Source organism: Gammaproteobacteria bacterium (genome assembly GCA_014075255.1).
Lineage (GTDB): Bacteria > Pseudomonadota > Gammaproteobacteria > UBA4575 > UBA4575 > JABDMD01.
On the sequence record CP046178.1, the window covers coordinates 1001735 to 1017646 of the forward strand.

Below are 15912 nucleotides of genomic sequence, written 5' to 3' on the forward strand. Positions count from 1 at the left end.
AACATGCCTTACGTAAATATAAAAGTAACGAAAGAAAATGTAACATCACAACAAAAGTCAGAGCTTATAAAAGGTGTAACAGCACTACTTGAAAATGTGTTAAATAAAAATCCTGCCACGACAATAGTAGTTATAGACGAAGTAGACACAGACAACTGGGGAATTGCTGGCGAACCAGTAACACTAAGAAGAAAGCGCGGTGAATAAAGAACTTAGATACACCCCATAATGCTAAAGCACTTCATTTGTTGTCGTGCCTAAGGGCTAAGTTCAAAATCAATACGTGAAAGAAAAAGGGAGATGGAGTACGCACCTCCCTATATTACGTCAAGCCGGACCAGAGCCTGGTAGTTAGAGAAAGGCCTTTTCTATAAGGCCTTCTTTTTATTTATATCTGTATTGGAGTAACACCCATGCTTTACGAGTATCTACACCAAAATCATCTGCATCGTAGTCTGCGTATTTTATGGCTCCAAGCAAATTCTTCACACCGAAGATATTGGGCTTGCCCCACAATAAATTTAACTCATCTCCATAGTCAGAAATCCTTCCACTGGAGCCTGCACCTGTGAAGGTTTTATCTGCTTCATAGTCGTGATAGGCCACCACAATTTTATTTTTACCAATGGTGTCACCAAAAAGACCCAATACTTGAAACGTAATACTGGTATCTTCAAGGCCGCCCACAGGGGTCGCTGATCCACCTGGCGCACCTACGAACACGTCTGCCCATCCATTAAAAGCGTGAACAGTAGCCAAAGGGGTTTGTAGTGCATTTCCACCATCACCTTGCCCTTCTAGAACTTCATAACCCACTCTGATCTGATAAGAAGGCTCACCTACAGGCAGAAATCCAACGTTATCAACTCTCGTTCCGCCCCAATTTAAGCCTAACTCTATATTGATATAATCATTGTCATCAAGTTCAGTATTGACCTGCACACCCATGGCGTTTTCACCTTCATCGCCTTTTGGATCTTGGTTAGCCCATTCGAATTCAGTTTGTAAATTAACGTTACCTATTTCGTGTGTACCGACAAAACGTGCACCCCAGGTATCTGAATCTAGCGCATTGGGTGGTACTGCACCAGGACCTGCTGGTAGTCCAGAACCTTCTTGAAAGGGTGGAGTTCTGCGGTTGTCATCAAAGTCTAACAAATACCCATAAGCTGTTAGTGTTCCAATTTCTGGGAAGGTGTAGCTTACATTTATTAAATGACCATCATCAAATTTCCATTCATCAAAAAGAGACCCAGCTCCAAACAGTCGCTTCACTTTTTTTACATATGAGTATGAAAAGTTAAGGTTTTTAATCGAGCTGCTATCAAATCTAAATGCATTCATGGATACGTTATTATTACGCCAAATAACATCACCTACCCAACGATGGTTGTTATAAATAATGGTTTGTCTGCCTAATTTAAAAGAAGTCTTTCCATCACAAAATCCTGCTCCTGGCGAAGCTCCGCAGGAAGAATTATTACCACTGCGCCAACCAATATAGGCTTCATTCACTTCCCCAAAATCATTGTCCGGAATAATGGCGTTTCCTTCAGCAAGCCTAGAACCTACTGGACCAGGGGGAATTCTAAAATCATCATCTAGGTTGAGAGCATCATCATTAAGATTAATTGCCGCTTCTAATTCTCCACGCAAATAAAATCCTTTATAACGAGCCGTGGTAAAGCCAAGTTGAGCTCGGATACTGGATAAAGACGCATCATTCGTACCTGCAAGTGGAGTCCCGCCTCGATCTTCTTGCACATCCTCATGTCTTGCCCTAAGCCACAAATCTGAACCGCCTTGCGTAAACATGGCGTTTAGTGTTCCTACTTCAGGGTAGAGTTTATGATGTGCGTTAAAGTGTGCATTGGGAACATCATTAAATCCTACTGCGTTAGCACTTTGAGCGATCATGAATATGGCAATCGCCACAAGGTACGGTAGTGGTTTGAAATAGACCATGGGTACTTCTCCTCCCTTGAAAGAATTAGGCCGAGATTACTTGAATCCCGACCGGATACTGACTTAGTAATTTGTAAATTTTATAGTTATTATATACTAATCTTATGGGCTGTTATATTATCTTAATAATCAATATAAAAGAACGGCACGTTATTCGTCCAAGACTTTGTCGTTATTGAACTCATAGGTGTTAGCTATGGATATGCACCGCTTACATAGTTATGCATTTGTGCCACTCTATTATTTAGTGACAAGGAAATGCTTGCGCATGTCGCACATCGTGAGCAGCGTTATGCACGGCCGCCGTACTTACGAAACCAGCACCGTATAGAATCACTGATCCTAAAATAAATGCGCATGCAATTTGTAACGGCTTTGATAGCGAAGTTGTACGAGTTGCAAGTTGAATAGTACTTTCAGTTGCTGTTTGATTTTGCATAGTTATGCCTCCTAGATTTGAAAAATATATTTTCTGATAATTATTTAAATAAAATGTGTATTAGTGATGCCAACTGTAGCGTTTAATTAACATTGCACATGAGCTATCCAGTATGTAACCCATAATTCCGATGGTAAGTACCATCGCAGTTAAACGGTCATATGAAAGCGTCTCGCGTGCATCCGCAATGGAATAACCAAGACCTGTAGTTACGCCCAAAAATTCAGCTGGTACGAGTACAATCCACGCCACACCTAATGCAAGGCGTATACCGGTAAGGATATCGAACGCAATCGCAGGAATAATTATTTGTGTAACCATATGCCATGGTTTTGCACCCAAGTTTTTGGCAACTTTAAACCAGGCCGGATCTACCTTAGCAAGCCCAGCTGCAGTAGCAAAAACAATAGGCCAAATTGCTGCAATGGCAATAAGAAACACAATTGCACCATTCCAAGTTGCAAATACGATTACTGCAATCGGTTCCCAAGAAAGTGGGCTGATCATACGTATTAATTGAAATGGTGAATTACTCAGTTGTCGAAAGATTTTACTTCTACCCAATAGGATTCCAATGGGTACACCAACAATAATGGCAATCAATAAACCAATACCTAAGCGGTAGCCACTAGACTGAATCGCTGATTGTATTTTTCCTTCTGCAAATAATTCAGGAAATGCCTGAAATGTTGGAATGGGTCCAAAGTCTTTAAAGTTAGTGGTATTAGGATTAATCTCAATGAGATAAGCCCCAAACAACCAAAGCAAGAAAAGAATAAATAGGCCGGCAACCCAATAAAACAAGCTGACACCAAAATTCTTTGCATAGGAGCCTTCCTGATTAGGAAGCGCTCCTGCACCAGCATCTATTAAGTCAGTATTGGCATCTCCATTGCTCAAAGTTCAAATACCTCCGTGCGAGTATAAGGATCGCCTTCAGTTGGTACGCTGGCATCATTACGCCATTTTGGATTGGCTTCTAATGCTGCTTTAACATAATCGTAGTTAACCAAATCTTCATTTACATGCTCAGGCGTAAGCGTATCTAAGAACTTTGCATTTCCTGTAACCACTGTTTCTTTCAAATCATTAATTACAAGCTCTGTTGCAGACCGATAAGGCCAAGCTTGGAAGTCAATGCGGTTCTGATCCCAGTCTGGGTGCTTAATGGCCTCAGGATTTTGATAGTACGCTGGATCGTAAAACAACATTGCACGCTTCACGACTTCTTTTGGTATAGGGAAATAACCTTTACCATCTTTGGATAATAGCTCAGCCATCGCTTCTCTATTCTCGGCTAGATGTATTTGCGCTTTTATGATTGCGTTATGTACACCCTGCGCCCAAGCAGCACGATCTGGATCCATTGCATCATCTTCGTGCATCACCACAACACAACATGGGTGTCCTTTCCAAGCATCACCGGTAAAGCGCAACACTTTTCCGCCCGCTTTAAGTTCACCAAGAGCATTAAACGGTTCTGCAACGCAATAACCATCAATACTTCCTGCTGCGAGCGCAGGCGGCATGGACGGAGGAGGTAAAACGAGGAAGTTGCATTCGTCCGGCGCCAATTTTGCTGATTGAGGCTTAATGACAGGTTTAATTCCGGCAGCTTTCATAATTTTTTGCGAAACAATATTATGAATCGAATACCAATACGGTACTGCAAACTGTTTGCCACCAAAATCTTTTGGCTCATTGATACCACTATTCTTACCCACAAGGATTGCTGAACCATTGGTATGGTCCCACGCTGTAACTTTGATAGGATATTTATTGTTGTAGCGCATCCAAACCGGAATCGGTATCAACATGTGCGTGAGATTAAAACGATGTGCTGCAAACGCTTCCACTAAAGGCGACCAGCCACGAATCAAAGTGGGCCTTTTAGAGTCGAGACCTTCATCTTTGAAATATCCTAATTCATGCGCAATTAACAACGCAGCAGCATCCGTGATCGGGATGTAGCCAATTTTAATTACTGGATCCCATTTCTTTTTCGCAGAAAAAGCAGGCATGGTCATGCCAGCAGTTCCTAACGCCGCACCAACTTGGAGTAATTCACGTCGATTTACACCGGTACCTAATGCGCCGGTAAATGTCGGGTCATACTCAATCGCGAGATTAGGATCATCATGTACAATCCCTTCGCCATGCTTCTGGTAGATCTTCTTCATGTTGGAATTCCTCTCATCGTTTCTCTTCTGGGTTACTCTTCTGGGTTATTCATCTGATGTGCACAATCAGACCTATATATTAACTGCGTAGTTCATAAGTTTATACCCACATTATTTTTATTATTATAAGTGGTTACTTTAAGTAACATTTGCAGCATCTTGAAATACTTGCATTAAATTAGCTCTTAATTCTTGTACGGCAGGATCTTCACGGTCTCGCGGATCCGGGAGATCCACTTTTAAATCATGAACCATTTTTCCTGGCGAACCTGCCATGATGAGTGTGCGGTCTGCCATGATCACAGCTTCGTCAATATCATGCGTTACCATTACAATATTGAATCCCATTTTTTTGGATATCGCTCGCACATCTTTTTGTAGAGTCGCCCTAGTAAATGCGTCCAGTGCAGAAAATGGCTCATCCAGCAATAACATTTCTGGCTCCATAACCAAAGAACGCGCTAACGCTACACGTTGTTGTTGTCCACCGGATAGGTCTTGTGTATTTTTATGCGCATATTCATCCATGTGAACCAGACTAACCGCTTCTTTAACGCGGTCAGCAATTTTATCTTTTGACCAACCAGCAAACCTTAAGCCTGTGCCAACATTTTGCTCCACTGTCATCCAGGGGAAAAGATGAGGCGCTTGAAACATCATGATCCATTTAGATGATGCCGCTTTAACCGCTTTGTTGTTAACTTCTACCGTTCCGTTAAATCCACCCAGCAAACCGGCTACTATATGAAGCAAGGTTGATTTACCACAGCCAGAACGACCAATAATTACCAGGGACTCACCTGGATCCGATTGCATATCCAACTTCTCAAAGGTCAGCGGAGACTTTGAGTTATAACGATGCGTAACCTCCTTGAGGTTTATGCTAACGCCATTGCGTTCTGACATACGTGTTTTTCCCTTATTTATATTCGTTTTTTTAGCACTGTTATCTATTGACCCAGTGCTTAGCAAAGAGTTAATTGTTCCTTTGAGTATTTCTTGTTTACTCAACTAACTACTCCATTCGACCATTCGTTTGGCAAGAGCAGCTCTTAACAAAAACATCTTTGCAATTACCCATAAATTTCTATTCTGCTATAACTTTGTCACACCACTCAGTATCTTCTACAAAGGTATCTGGGTTTCCTGGTTGGCCGCCTGCATTCGCCATATCTTCTTCTGTAATACCTCGTGCTCGCGAACATGCACCACAAAACTCAATACGTGCGCCTTCTGCAAGAACATTTTTCCATTGCTCTGCAACGGAAGGCCAGCCCATTGGCTTTAAATTTTCTCGTACTACTTCGCGCGCCATACAAACTGCTTCGCCAAGTAAAAAGATGCGAACTTCGTGACCAGCACTGGCTAGCGCATGACCGTGGCCTAACACCATTGCTGCTCGAGTTGGGTCATCGCTACCCCACGATGATTTCATAAATATTTTTGACATGACTCCTCTTCCTACTTGTATAACTGCTTTAGTTATTTTTTTATTAGCAGCAATGTTTTAAATTATTCGACCATATTCAACCGCTTATCAACTTCCTGCATACGACTTTTTAAATCATCTTCATCAATCAATCCTCGACGTATCATTGAATGAGCTAAGGCAAGTAACTGTCTCTCAGGAAATGGAACATCTTTATAATGCTCATCAGTAAGCTCATCTTCTTCCCAACGACGCTCAACACCAGGTAATGCACAAGAAACTTCTGAAAGCACATCACAAGTTGCCTCAAGTGTGATCTTCCATGGAGGATCAGGATTTTCGACACCCCATTTTTTACTTAAGTCACGCCAAGATTTTCCTTCAGCTTTAGCTTTAACTTCTTCAAGTAATGACACAGATGACTTATCTAATTTTCTTTTAGCCATCTCCTCATCAAGAGAAATTTTTTCTGGATTAATTTCGACCATGATCTCTATTTCCTTATAGCCCCGTCTTATAATCTAGTGCCCGTATGGGTTCACAGCTGGACGTATATATCGCTTATCATTAGCGGTCTTACCTGGCTTAGGTAACGCAACACCAATTAAACAATCTCGTGTAACAATTTCGGTTAGCTGATCTTCGGTCCAACCATCTGTTCCTTCAGGACGTTCAGGCATGACGATATAACGGGTCTTCTGATTGGAATCTACGACTCGCACTTCAACCTCTTCAGATATCTGCAAACCAAATTCTGCTAATACTTGGCGCGGCCAACGCACTAAGCGACGACGATAATTAGGTGTTCGATACCATTCAGGTGATTGACCAAGAATAGGCCGTGGATAACAAGAACAAAGTGTACACACAACAACATGTTTTACAGTTGGTGAATCTGCCATTACACGCAAATTACAATAATCACTAGGCGTACCGAATTTAGTTGGCATTTGGTTCACCCAATCAATACCTACTTCAAGACTCGCCTTAACACTATCTTCTATACATAGTTTTTTATACTCTGGGTCCAACCACGCTTTAGCCACTAAGCGTGCAGCAGGCACGGGACCCAGTGTATGCATGTATTCTGTCCATGCATTATGATCATCTTGAGTAAACAAACCTTTCTCGATTGCAAGTTCGCGAACTGCAAGCTCAAGAATTTCAAACTCACTGACCTCGTCTACCATTGGTGCAGCTTTATGATTTTTTGACATGTGTCTCTCCTCTTTTCTCGTTCTTTTTATCTAGACGTAAGTTATGCCAGGACCAGTTAAGCAGGTTCTAACCCATGCTCAGGAATTTCTGTCTCCAATGTATCTTGAGAAAAAGTATCAGAATATTCAGGCCAAATATCTTTTTGCATGAATAGCACGCTATACATCCACTCAACATTATCAGTGTTATCCCAAGCTTCATCTTCTGCCGGAGGGCTTTCATACACTAAACGCACAACCGTTGCTTCTAAGCCGCGCGTATACATCGGTGTACGAGTGTAAAATAGATCAGAAATATCACGTACTTTAACTTTATCGCCTACTTTAAATTTAGCGGTCCCTGCTTCACCTTTGAAACATTGTGGATCACCAATACCAGTTGCTTTTTTTGCATGATGCTCTAAATCATAATGTGGCTTACTCATAACGTTTCTTAACCTCATCAATTTTTTCGTGTAGTTCAGTGAGGGAGACAAATTGCTTGTCAACCAAGATCAATGCAGCCGTTAACAACCAACGTCCGTAATAAGGTAATCCTAAATATTGAGTTTGACCCACATCAACATTTTGACGTCTTCTTCTTTCTTCTGCAGTCCATACGCCACGCCACGCTAATACTTCACACGTTACAAAAGTATTGTGCTCCCAAACTTCTTCTTCTTTCTCTTCCCATGGTATAGGTACATCTCGTTCGCCGCCGACATCGTGTACAGGACGTGTATATGCACGATACTGTTCGTTTGATATTTCATCCGGTGCGGGTGCGTGTGTTTCTTTGTGAATCGCGGGCTGTAGCATGCCTACGTAATCTAGATGACCAAGCACTCTATTGCGTGTAGGTGTTGACATAACCTAGTGACTCCTCTGATATTTATAATTCTTTTTAATTTGTTGCCTTACTACTACCATTGTTTTTTTATAAAAAATAATAATAGGTATTTATACATTATTTTTATAGGCGCACAAATTACTTGATGACAAGTCTAATGTAGCTATGTTATTAATCCATTACTTTGTTTTTATCAGACCTATAGGATTTAGCTATGCAACAGCGAGATATCTTTCCTCGATCACTACAATACTTAGTAGCCATAGCGGAATACGGTAGTTACACCCGTGCAGCAGAAGCACTGCATGTATCACAACCTACCCTGTCACAACAAATAAAACAGTTAGAAGAATCATTACAGTCGCCATTACTAGATCGATCCGGAAGATCCGTACAGTTAACTAATGCAGGCGAAATATACATACGACATGCTCGCCGCGCTTGGGGTGAATTAGATGGCGGTGCTCGTGCAATTCACGATGTGCAAAATTTAAGCAGAGGATCATTACGTTTAGGCTGGACACCCATTACTGATTACCTAACCTGTTCGTTATTAGAAAATTTTAATGGCCTGTATCCAGGCATCAACATCAATACCTTAGAAATGCCGCAAGATGACATTGAAGTGTCTGTTGCAGAATCACGAATTGATATTGGTATAGTGTTTAGCAAACCGTTTGCATCTACCACACGCCCGAATGAACTGGAGACCGATGTATTGTTTGAAGAGAAGCTCTGTGTTGCAGTAGGCAACTCTCATCCTAGAACTAAACAACAAGAAAGGATGAGCGCACAAAACCTCGGGCAAGAATCTCTAGCTTTGTTGAATAATGATTTTGCTTTGCGCCGTCATGTGGATGAATATTGCAATAAATATGAAATCGAACCTCGTTTTGCAGTTGAGAGCAATTCACTAAGCGCTATAATTTCACTAATTAAACATCGCCCACTTGCAACCATACTTCCTCTAAGCATTGTTAGACAACAAGGCTTACACGCTATCAATCTTTCACCAGAAATGCAGCGTAAGGAAATAACATTAATTTACCGTAAAGATGGTTATAAAAGTCCTGCTACCGTTGCATTCTCAGAATTAGCCCACTTATGGTCTAAAGATGAGTTGCCTAAACACTAGTTACAGTTAAATCTCCTTGAGGAATTACTTAACATACAAGTTAAAGTCAAATAATCATGTAAATGATTAACTACACTTTGATGATGAATACAAAATTAGAATTTAATTTCTTCTGATTAAAATATGCAAGCAACTGAAAAAGCACTTATCAATTTTTTTGAACAGGTCGCTTTAAAAAACAAAGCTCTATTGACACAGATAGAAATAGAACAGAGCTTTGATATAGACAATAAAAGATGGCAATTTACCTTGCCAAATTTACATTCTTTTCTTCAAAACCAAAATAATGTATTCAGCTCTGTTGATTACCTAACATTTCGAAATATTTTATATAACAGTCCTATCAATCAAACAGTGAAGATACATGGTGCTGAAATCAATATTTCTGATAATCAAGCTAAGGTAGATAAATCTCGTTATGCCTTAATTTGGAATAACAAAGTTAATTAGCTCTGGTAGAACAATATTTTCCTTAATCGTTATTTTTCCAGCCTTACTCACGTTTTCGCTTACTAGCGCCTGCAAAATGAATAATAGAATAAGAAATCCCAAAACCTGCAAACATTGAAAAGATAATTAAAATAATATTTGCTAAATTAATATCTCCACCAAGCTTTGTATTAATATCAAATACCATTGCTAACACATTCATTATTATTAATGCTAAGAACACACCTCCAAAAAATAATATGCGAAATGGCCTCGTGCCAGTCATTATTACATCAACAAATTTGTTTAAAAATTTTTGCATCGTCTTGTATTCTCTCAGTAAAGCAATCATGACATAAACTTGCCTGACTCCACTAATAGAATATTTTACAAACATAGGTAATTAGCTATTGAAATATTGTACCGTTCGGTACAATATTCATATATCAGTTAACTATGACTAAGGATGCAATGATGTCTGAAAGACCCCCCTTACCACCATTTACTCAGGAAACTGCAATTCAAAAAGTTCGTATGGCTGAAAATGCTTGGAACATAGGTAACCCAGAGAAAATTTCACTTGCCTACACTGAGGATAGCCGTTGGCGAAATCGAGATGAGTTTATTAACGGTCGCGATGAGATCGTAGCTTTTCTCACACGCAAATGGGATAAAGAATTAGATTACCGACTCATCAAAGAACTCTGGGCATTTCATGACAACCGTATCGCGGTACGTTATCAATACGAGTGTCATGATAGCGCTGGAAATTGGTTTCGAGCATATGGAAATGAAAACTGGGAGTTTGATGAACGTGGCCTCATGCGCCAGCGTCAAGCGAGTATTAACGATATTCCTATTAAGGAAACTGAGCGAAAATTTCTGTGGGATAAAGGCCCAAGACCCGATGATTTCCCCGGGTTAACCGAATTAGGTCTCTGACTTTATGGCACGAGACATTACCGAACATCACGACGTAATTCCCACGCTTGGTGAAATATTTCGAGAATTTGGATTTGCAGGCACCTCCCTTGCAGAAATTACTCATCGCACCGGCCTCGGCAAAGGTAGTCTTTACCATTATTTTCCAAATGGCAAAAAAGAGATGGCTGAGGTCGTACTTGATAATGTAGCCATCTGGTTTGAAGAAAATGTATTTCTACCACTTCGTGAGAGCAATAATCCAAAACATGGAATTAAAGTAATGTTTAAGGCAGTAGATGATTATTTCCATTCAGGCAAACGTATTTGCCTCGTGGGTGCATTTTCGCTTGATAACACGCGCGATCAGTTTGCTTGCAAACTAAATTCATATTTCACATCATGGAACCAGGCACTTGCATCTGCGCTAAAACGCGATGGACTAAATGCCAATCTCGCCAATGACATTTCTGAAGATGTCGTCACAAGCATACAAGGAGCGTTAGTCCTGGCAAGATCACAAGACAATCCAAAAGTATTTACACGAACATTAAAGCGACTTAAAAAACGTATTGAATCAAGCGCCCATGACTAAAGAGCCATTACATAACAATATCGACTCACCACGATACAAATCATTACTTAAGCAGCTTAATAACCACCCTCTTTATGATTTTTTAAATAATGAAAACAATCTGAAAATATTCATGGAGCATCATGTTTTTGCGGTATGGGATTTCATGTCGCTTATTAAGGCACTTCAATTGCACCTTGCCCCTATTACGATCCCTTGGATACCGATTAAATATCCACATCATGCCAATTTCATCAATCAGCTTGTATTAGAGGAAGAGTCTGATCTAGCACTAACGGAAGCTGCAGAGTTTTCTCATGCTAGTCATTTTCAAGGTTACTTGAATGCCATGACAGATATAGGTGCTAACACACTACCAATTTCACATTTTATTAACCTAGTTGAAACCAAAGGTCTTGAGAGCGCCCTGCAAACTCGACACATACCCTACCCTGCCAAACAATTTTTGACGTTCACCTTTAAACTTATTGAACGTAATCAGCCTCATTTGTTAGCAACGGTTATAGCTTTTGGAAGAGAAACTATAGTTCCACAACTTTTCCAATCTATTCAAAATGGATTACAGATTAACCGAAATGATGCACCTAATTTGCATGCTTATTTAGCTAGACATGTGCAACTTGATAAACATGAACATGGCCCACTTGCTGTACGCATGGCTAATGAGCTATGTGGCAATGCTATAGATAAGCAATCTGAAGCAGTTGAAATTGCAGAACAAGCTTTAGCAAGTAGACTAGAATTTTGGAATGGAATACATTTATCGTTAGTGGCTTAATGAAATTATTTCATGCAAGACAAAATTGATTGATGATTTATTAAGAGTATTTTAAAAACTCTACTCTCTAGCTCGACCAACACTTCGTATGTTAAGTGCATTACAAAATAATCAGCCAAATGTTTTACAGTTCGCCCACATCACGGACACTCATTTATTAAATCAGTCAGAAGATACTTTTAACGGTTTAAATACAAAAAATTCTCTTGAGTCGGTTTTATCTCACATCCAATCAAATTATGCCGATATCGATTTTTTGTTGCTTACTGGAGATGTCTCGCAAACAGGCGATCAACAGAGCTATAACGTTTTAAAAACGATATTACAACAATATGCATTTCCCATTTATTGTGTGCCAGGCAATCATGATGTACCCAATCTTTTACAACAGGTCATCTCTAATTGTCCTTATGATTCAATCAACATCATCCAAATGGGTAAATTCTCATTGGTTTTATTGAGTAGCTGGGTAGATGAACAAAATCACGGTGTAATTTCACAAAACTGTTTACAACAGCTCAAAATGCATCTTAAAAATAGCGAAGGCCAATTTAATATATTTGCCATGCATCATCCGCCTGTATTGATCAACAGCAAATGGCTAGATGAATTGGGACTCATGAATAAGACTGAATTTATAACGCTTGTTGAAAATTATTCTCAAGATGCGCTCGTTTTATTTGGGCATATCCATCAAGATTTTGACCAGCAAAAAAATAAGTTACGTTTGCTCTCAACCCCCTCCACCTGCTATCAATTCAAAAAATATTCCGACACCATACAAGTCGAAATTACACCTCCACCCTCATATAGGATCGTTAACTTGGATTTAGACAACCACCAAACAATTAATATACGTACAAAAATTCATCATATTGAGTGAAATTGTATAACAAATCAGTCATTTGAATGATATTCACCTTATTTACCAATTATAATTCGGAGATCTATAGGCAAAATCTATAGATATAATAAATACAAAGTATTCGGATACATTATTCATCTCATTTAGACTTAACGATCAGCTTGGATGAACGGTATATTAATCAAGCATATAAGAAGACTATCAAGTGCAATAGACGAACAAAGAATTCGTGTTCACTTAATCCAAACAAGATGTCTTGTTTGAATAAAAAATAATTAGGAAGGAGTAGCAAAAATGAACATAGCCAAAGAAACCTCACACTTATTGATTCAAGCTCAGACCAGAACCATCTCATGGGCAAATGTTTATGCCGTGTCAGCCGCGGTTGTAACGGGTGTATTGATTATTTCTGCTGTGGGTTTTGCCGGACCGGAAATGCTGCATAATGCCGCACACGACATCCGACACGGACTTGCATTTCCTTGCCACTAAGGAGTTAAGCAATGAAGACTTTTAACAGAATATTCTTAACCGCATTGTTTGCCGGTCTGCTGGCCGGCTTAGCACTTGCAGGCCTTCAACACTACACTGTAATTCCTATGATTTTGGAAGCAGAGACCTATGAAGTTACAGATAGCGATGATGCAGCTGATCATGGTGAAGAAGAAGCATGGGCTCCTGAAGACGGCACTGAACGTACATTCTACACTGCAACCAATAGCATAATCGTCGGTATAGGATTTGGGCTACTGCTATCTGCATGCTATGCAATACGCCGCAACATCAGATGGCATCATGGAATTTTATGGGGACTCGCTGGTTTTGCAGCATTTCATCTCGCGCCATCCTTTGGCTTACCGCCAGAACTGCCTGGTGATGCTGCGGCACAATTGGAACAACGCCAAGTATGGTGGGTCATTACCGTAGTGCTTACAGCAATAGGGTTGTGGATTATTGCGTTTCAACCAAAATCATATTTAAAACTATTTGGTATTGCTTTGATAGCATTGCCACATGTGTTTGGAGCACCACAACCAGAAGTTCACCATGGGCTCGCACCTGAGGAACTGAGAACTTCATTCAAATTTGCATCGCTTGGGACAAATGCAATTTTTTGGATCGTGCTGGGGACTCTAAGTGCATATTTTTATGTCCGTATTGAAGATCGCAGCGCAATCCGCTCAGCTAGTGAGACTGTTAGCTAAAAATTAGCATTCCCTGTTGTTATATTTATAAATAAGTGATTGAAATTACTTCAATCACTTATTGGATAGAAATGTCCAAATTTTTATAAATAGATCTGTACATCTCATCACACTAAATTGATTGATCTGTAAAAATCAGAAGAAAAAGAAGAAGGAGTTTACCCATGAGTATATTTAAATTTTTAGTTACTTCGTTAGTTATTTTAGCTACTTTTGAAAACGTCTACGCAAATGACATCCAAGATGAAATAAGCGCGATTAAAGCGCGATTAAACCAACTCGAACAAATTGTAAATAAACAAAGCGAAACGATTAATCAGCAAAATGATGTAATTGAAGAGAAGTCCAAACAAATTGAAGAGTTGGTGCAAAACTCGAATACAAATTCAGAATCGGATGACGGATGGTTTAATAAAATAGAAATCAGTGGTGTCACGGAAGTGGAAGCGGGTTATAACGATCCTGATGATGGAGAAAGCAGCAGTGATATTGTGTTGGCTACTGCCGAGCTTAGTGTTGCCGCTGAGGTGAATGAATGGGTATCTGCAGAGACTGTTTTACTATTTGAAGAAGACGATACCGATCTTGAAGTTGACGTTGCCATTGTGACCATTGCGAATCCAAATAAGCCTTGGTTTGTTTCTTCCGGTTTAATGTACGAGCCTTTTGGTATGTTTGAAACGAATTTAATTTCTGACCCATTAACATTAGAGATTGCTGAAACGCGCGAAACTTCAGTGCTTGCTGGAATTGAGCATAATGGTTTTAGTGGCGGTGTGTATGTTTTTAATGGTGATCTTTCTGAAAAAGGTGACGATGACATTGATAACTTTGGTGCGTTTGCCGGTTATATGCAAGAAAATGAAAATAGTTCTTTCGCAATTAATCTTGGTTATATAAATGACATTGGTGATTCAGACAATTTACAAGATGTTATTCAGGACAACATTGATGCTGCTGCAGTTGAATACAGTGACCAAGTCGGTGGGTTCTCTATTGACGGCATCTTCACCTATGGGCCTTTCAATGTTATTGCTGAATACATTATGGCTACGGACGATTTCGAAGCGAATGAGTTGACTTATCGAACCGGCGGCGCAGAACCTGAAGCTTTTAATATAGAAGTGGGTTATAGCTTTAATGTGGGTGGCGTGCCTATGACGGCAGCACTTGCCTATCAAGGCACTGATGAAGCGGTTGCGTTAGAGCTTCCAGAGGAACGCATAATAGGTGGTTTATCTGCTGAAATATTTGATGGCACCGCACTCTCGTTCGAGTGGGCACATGATGATGACTACAGTGATTCAGATGGCGGTACCGGAGAATTTGGTGGAGACACCATCACTTCTCAACTTGCTGTTGAGTTTTAAACAAGCCACAAAAAGAACTAACACCGATCTTTAAAAATATACTACTTAAAATCTATTTTCTAAATATATGTGAAAATTTTTCACGCAAAGTTACATTATTTTCAAGCTTTTGAATTTTTTTCTCTTGCCTAAGCAATTGTTCACGAGAATAGTGTGGTTCAGCTATCGCATCAACAGCTAAATTAATTAAGCTATGCTCAGGTCCCATCCTGCCCGCCTCTAACTCTCGTTGCGTTAACTCATACAAGGTTTCAATACAAACGCTACCACCAATAGTGCATTCTCGAGTTATCAGCATTTTATAATCTTGATCTCTAACTTCTCTAATCTTGTCTATATCTACACTATCTTGCATATGTAATTCAACAGCATCCATCAAAGATTTATACAATGAAAGCAATGTTATATAGTCTTCAACCTTTGATGATTTTTCATGCCTGTTAATAATTTCTTCCCGGACTTGTTGCCAACCCGATACATCTTTAGTGCAACTGTTTACCTTATCTGCGAGGATTTTCAAACTCATCTCTTATAAACAGCATTAAATAGTATAAT

Annotated in this window: 20 protein-coding genes and 1 pseudogene; 10 read left to right on the plus strand and 11 right to left on the minus strand. The window is 39.7% G+C overall.

The features are described from left to right. Positions 1-3 precede the first annotated feature (3 nt). On the plus strand, positions 4-207 hold the full coding sequence (locus tag GKR92_05155) for a 2-hydroxymuconate tautomerase family protein (protein ID QMU61121.1): 204 nt from the start codon (positions 4-6) through the stop codon (positions 205-207). A gap of 177 nt (positions 208-384) precedes the next feature. Here the strand turns inward: GKR92_05155 and GKR92_05160 are convergent, their stop codons facing one another. The 9 genes and pseudogenes from GKR92_05160 to GKR92_05200 all read right to left on the minus strand — a co-directional run bounded on the left by GKR92_05160 (position 385) and on the right by GKR92_05200 (position 8079). Further along, entirely contained in the window at positions 385-1965 is a 1581-nt protein-coding gene (locus GKR92_05160; protein QMU61122.1) for a hypothetical protein, read from the minus strand. A gap of 244 nt (positions 1966-2209) precedes the next feature. Continuing rightward, positions 2210-2404: a CbtB-domain containing protein gene (locus tag GKR92_05165; protein ID QMU61123.1), complete on the minus strand. Its 195-nt coding sequence runs from the start codon at positions 2402-2404 to the stop codon at positions 2210-2212. Between the two features lie 60 nt (positions 2405-2464). Then, positions 2465-3304 (minus strand): ABC transporter permease subunit, encoded by an 840-nt coding sequence (locus GKR92_05170; protein QMU61124.1) that lies wholly within the window; start codon positions 3302-3304, stop codon positions 2465-2467. Beyond that, a complete protein-coding gene (locus GKR92_05175) occupies positions 3301-4584 on the minus strand; it encodes a hypothetical protein (protein ID QMU61125.1) in 1284 nt (427 codons plus the stop codon). The genes GKR92_05170 and GKR92_05175 overlap by 4 nt, the downstream gene beginning before the upstream one ends. Before the next feature lie 138 nt (positions 4585-4722). Further along, entirely contained in the window at positions 4723-5490 is a 768-nt protein-coding gene (locus GKR92_05180; protein ID QMU62715.1) for an ATP-binding cassette domain-containing protein, read from the minus strand. Between the two features lie 181 nt (positions 5491-5671). Continuing rightward, positions 5672-6034: a hypothetical protein gene (locus GKR92_05185; GenBank protein ID QMU61126.1), complete on the minus strand. Its 363-nt coding sequence runs from the start codon at positions 6032-6034 to the stop codon at positions 5672-5674. Between the two features lie 62 nt (positions 6035-6096). Next, complete coding sequence (locus GKR92_05190; GenBank protein ID QMU62716.1) at positions 6097-6459, minus strand: hypothetical protein; 363 nt, start codon at positions 6457-6459, stop codon at positions 6097-6099. A 75-nt stretch (positions 6460-6534) separates the two neighbouring features. Next, positions 6535-7230 carry a thiocyanate hydrolase subunit gamma gene (gene scnC, locus GKR92_05195; GenBank protein QMU61127.1) on the minus strand — a complete coding sequence of 232 codons (696 nt, stop codon included), beginning with the start codon at positions 7228-7230 and terminating at the stop codon, positions 6535-6537. Positions 7231-7286: 56 nt separating this feature from the next. Continuing rightward, positions 7287-8079, minus strand: a pseudogene (locus GKR92_05200) (nitrile hydratase subunit beta). A gap of 194 nt (positions 8080-8273) precedes the next feature. On the opposite strand from GKR92_05200, the gene cynR reads away from it, so the two are divergent. After that, positions 8274-9194 carry a transcriptional regulator CynR gene (gene cynR / locus GKR92_05205; GenBank protein QMU61128.1) on the plus strand — a complete coding sequence of 307 codons (921 nt, stop codon included), beginning with the start codon at positions 8274-8276 and terminating at the stop codon, positions 9192-9194. Positions 9195-9317: 123 nt separating this feature from the next. After that, entirely contained in the window at positions 9318-9644 is a 327-nt protein-coding gene (locus tag GKR92_05210; protein QMU61129.1) for a hypothetical protein, read from the plus strand. Positions 9645-9687: 43 nt separating this feature from the next. Here GKR92_05210 and GKR92_05215 read toward each other — a convergent pair whose 3' ends face one another. Next, positions 9688-9945, minus strand: a complete 258-nt coding sequence (locus GKR92_05215; GenBank protein ID QMU61130.1) for a hypothetical protein — start codon at positions 9943-9945, stop codon at positions 9688-9690. 152 nt (positions 9946-10097) lie between these two features. On the opposite strand from GKR92_05215, the gene GKR92_05220 reads away from it, so the two are divergent. The 7 genes from GKR92_05220 (at position 10098) to GKR92_05250 (ending at position 15357) form a co-directional block, all read left to right on the plus strand. Then, the gene (locus tag GKR92_05220; GenBank protein ID QMU62717.1) at positions 10098-10565 is read left to right on the plus strand and encodes a DUF1348 family protein; all 468 of its coding nucleotides are present in this window, start codon (positions 10098-10100) and stop codon (positions 10563-10565) included. Between the two features lie 4 nt (positions 10566-10569). Continuing rightward, positions 10570-11139 carry a TetR family transcriptional regulator gene (locus GKR92_05225; protein QMU61131.1) on the plus strand — a complete coding sequence of 190 codons (570 nt, stop codon included), beginning with the start codon at positions 10570-10572 and terminating at the stop codon, positions 11137-11139. After that, the gene (locus GKR92_05230; protein QMU61132.1) at positions 11132-11917 is read left to right on the plus strand and encodes a DUF3050 domain-containing protein; all 786 of its coding nucleotides are present in this window, start codon (positions 11132-11134) and stop codon (positions 11915-11917) included. Before GKR92_05225 ends, GKR92_05230 begins: the two co-directional genes overlap by 8 nt. A gap of 88 nt (positions 11918-12005) precedes the next feature. Continuing rightward, entirely contained in the window at positions 12006-12800 is a 795-nt protein-coding gene (locus GKR92_05235) for a phosphodiesterase (GenBank protein ID QMU61133.1), read from the plus strand. A 276-nt stretch (positions 12801-13076) separates the two neighbouring features. Further along, positions 13077-13274 (plus strand): hypothetical protein, encoded by a 198-nt coding sequence (locus GKR92_05240; protein QMU61134.1) that lies wholly within the window; start codon positions 13077-13079, stop codon positions 13272-13274. An 11-nt stretch (positions 13275-13285) separates the two neighbouring features. Beyond that, positions 13286-13987 (plus strand): cobalt transporter, encoded by a 702-nt coding sequence (locus GKR92_05245; protein QMU61135.1) that lies wholly within the window; start codon positions 13286-13288, stop codon positions 13985-13987. A 164-nt stretch (positions 13988-14151) separates the two neighbouring features. Next, positions 14152-15357, plus strand: coding sequence for an LbtU family siderophore porin (locus GKR92_05250; GenBank protein QMU61136.1), 1206 nt, complete (start codon positions 14152-14154; stop codon positions 15355-15357). A gap of 52 nt (positions 15358-15409) precedes the next feature. Here GKR92_05250 and GKR92_05255 read toward each other — a convergent pair whose 3' ends face one another. After that, positions 15410-15883, minus strand: a complete 474-nt coding sequence (locus tag GKR92_05255; protein QMU61137.1) for a hypothetical protein — start codon at positions 15881-15883, stop codon at positions 15410-15412. Positions 15884-15912 lie beyond the last annotated feature (29 nt).

Bases quoted from the DNA above. Each gene is read 5' to 3' on its own strand.
- scnC (QMU61127.1), bottom strand. From the start codon at position 7,230: ATGTCAAAAAATCATAAAGCTGCACCAATGGTAGACGAGGTCAGTGAG.
- GKR92_05250 (QMU61136.1), top strand. From the start codon at position 14,152: ATGAGTATATTTAAATTTTTAGTTACTTCGTTAGTTATTTTAGCTACT.
- GKR92_05230 (QMU61132.1), top strand. From the start codon at position 11,132: ATGACTAAAGAGCCATTACATAACAATATCGACTCACCACGATACAAA.
- GKR92_05225 (QMU61131.1), top strand. From the start codon at position 10,570: ATGGCACGAGACATTACCGAACATCACGACGTAATTCCCACGCTTGGT.
- GKR92_05240 (QMU61134.1), top strand. From the start codon at position 13,077: ATGAACATAGCCAAAGAAACCTCACACTTATTGATTCAAGCTCAGACC.
- GKR92_05210 (QMU61129.1), top strand. From the start codon at position 9,318: ATGCAAGCAACTGAAAAAGCACTTATCAATTTTTTTGAACAGGTCGCT.
- GKR92_05180 (QMU62715.1), bottom strand. From the start codon at position 5,490: ATGTCAGAACGCAATGGCGTTAGCATAAACCTCAAGGAGGTTACGCAT.
- GKR92_05160 (QMU61122.1), bottom strand. From the start codon at position 1,965: ATGGTCTATTTCAAACCACTACCGTACCTTGTGGCGATTGCCATATTC.
- cynR (QMU61128.1), top strand. From the start codon at position 8,274: ATGCAACAGCGAGATATCTTTCCTCGATCACTACAATACTTAGTAGCC.
- GKR92_05245 (QMU61135.1), top strand. From the start codon at position 13,286: ATGAAGACTTTTAACAGAATATTCTTAACCGCATTGTTTGCCGGTCTG.
- GKR92_05220 (QMU62717.1), top strand. From the start codon at position 10,098: ATGTCTGAAAGACCCCCCTTACCACCATTTACTCAGGAAACTGCAATT.
- GKR92_05185 (QMU61126.1), bottom strand. From the start codon at position 6,034: ATGTCAAAAATATTTATGAAATCATCGTGGGGTAGCGATGACCCAACT.
- GKR92_05255 (QMU61137.1), bottom strand. From the start codon at position 15,883: ATGAGTTTGAAAATCCTCGCAGATAAGGTAAACAGTTGCACTAAAGAT.
- GKR92_05215 (QMU61130.1), bottom strand. From the start codon at position 9,945: ATGCAAAAATTTTTAAACAAATTTGTTGATGTAATAATGACTGGCACG.
- GKR92_05155 (QMU61121.1), top strand. From the start codon at position 4: ATGCCTTACGTAAATATAAAAGTAACGAAAGAAAATGTAACATCACAA.
- GKR92_05190 (QMU62716.1), bottom strand. From the start codon at position 6,459: ATGGCTAAAAGAAAATTAGATAAGTCATCTGTGTCATTACTTGAAGAA.
- GKR92_05175 (QMU61125.1), bottom strand. From the start codon at position 4,584: ATGAAGAAGATCTACCAGAAGCATGGCGAAGGGATTGTACATGATGAT.
- GKR92_05235 (QMU61133.1), top strand. From the start codon at position 12,006: ATGTTAAGTGCATTACAAAATAATCAGCCAAATGTTTTACAGTTCGCC.
- GKR92_05165 (QMU61123.1), bottom strand. From the start codon at position 2,404: ATGCAAAATCAAACAGCAACTGAAAGTACTATTCAACTTGCAACTCGT.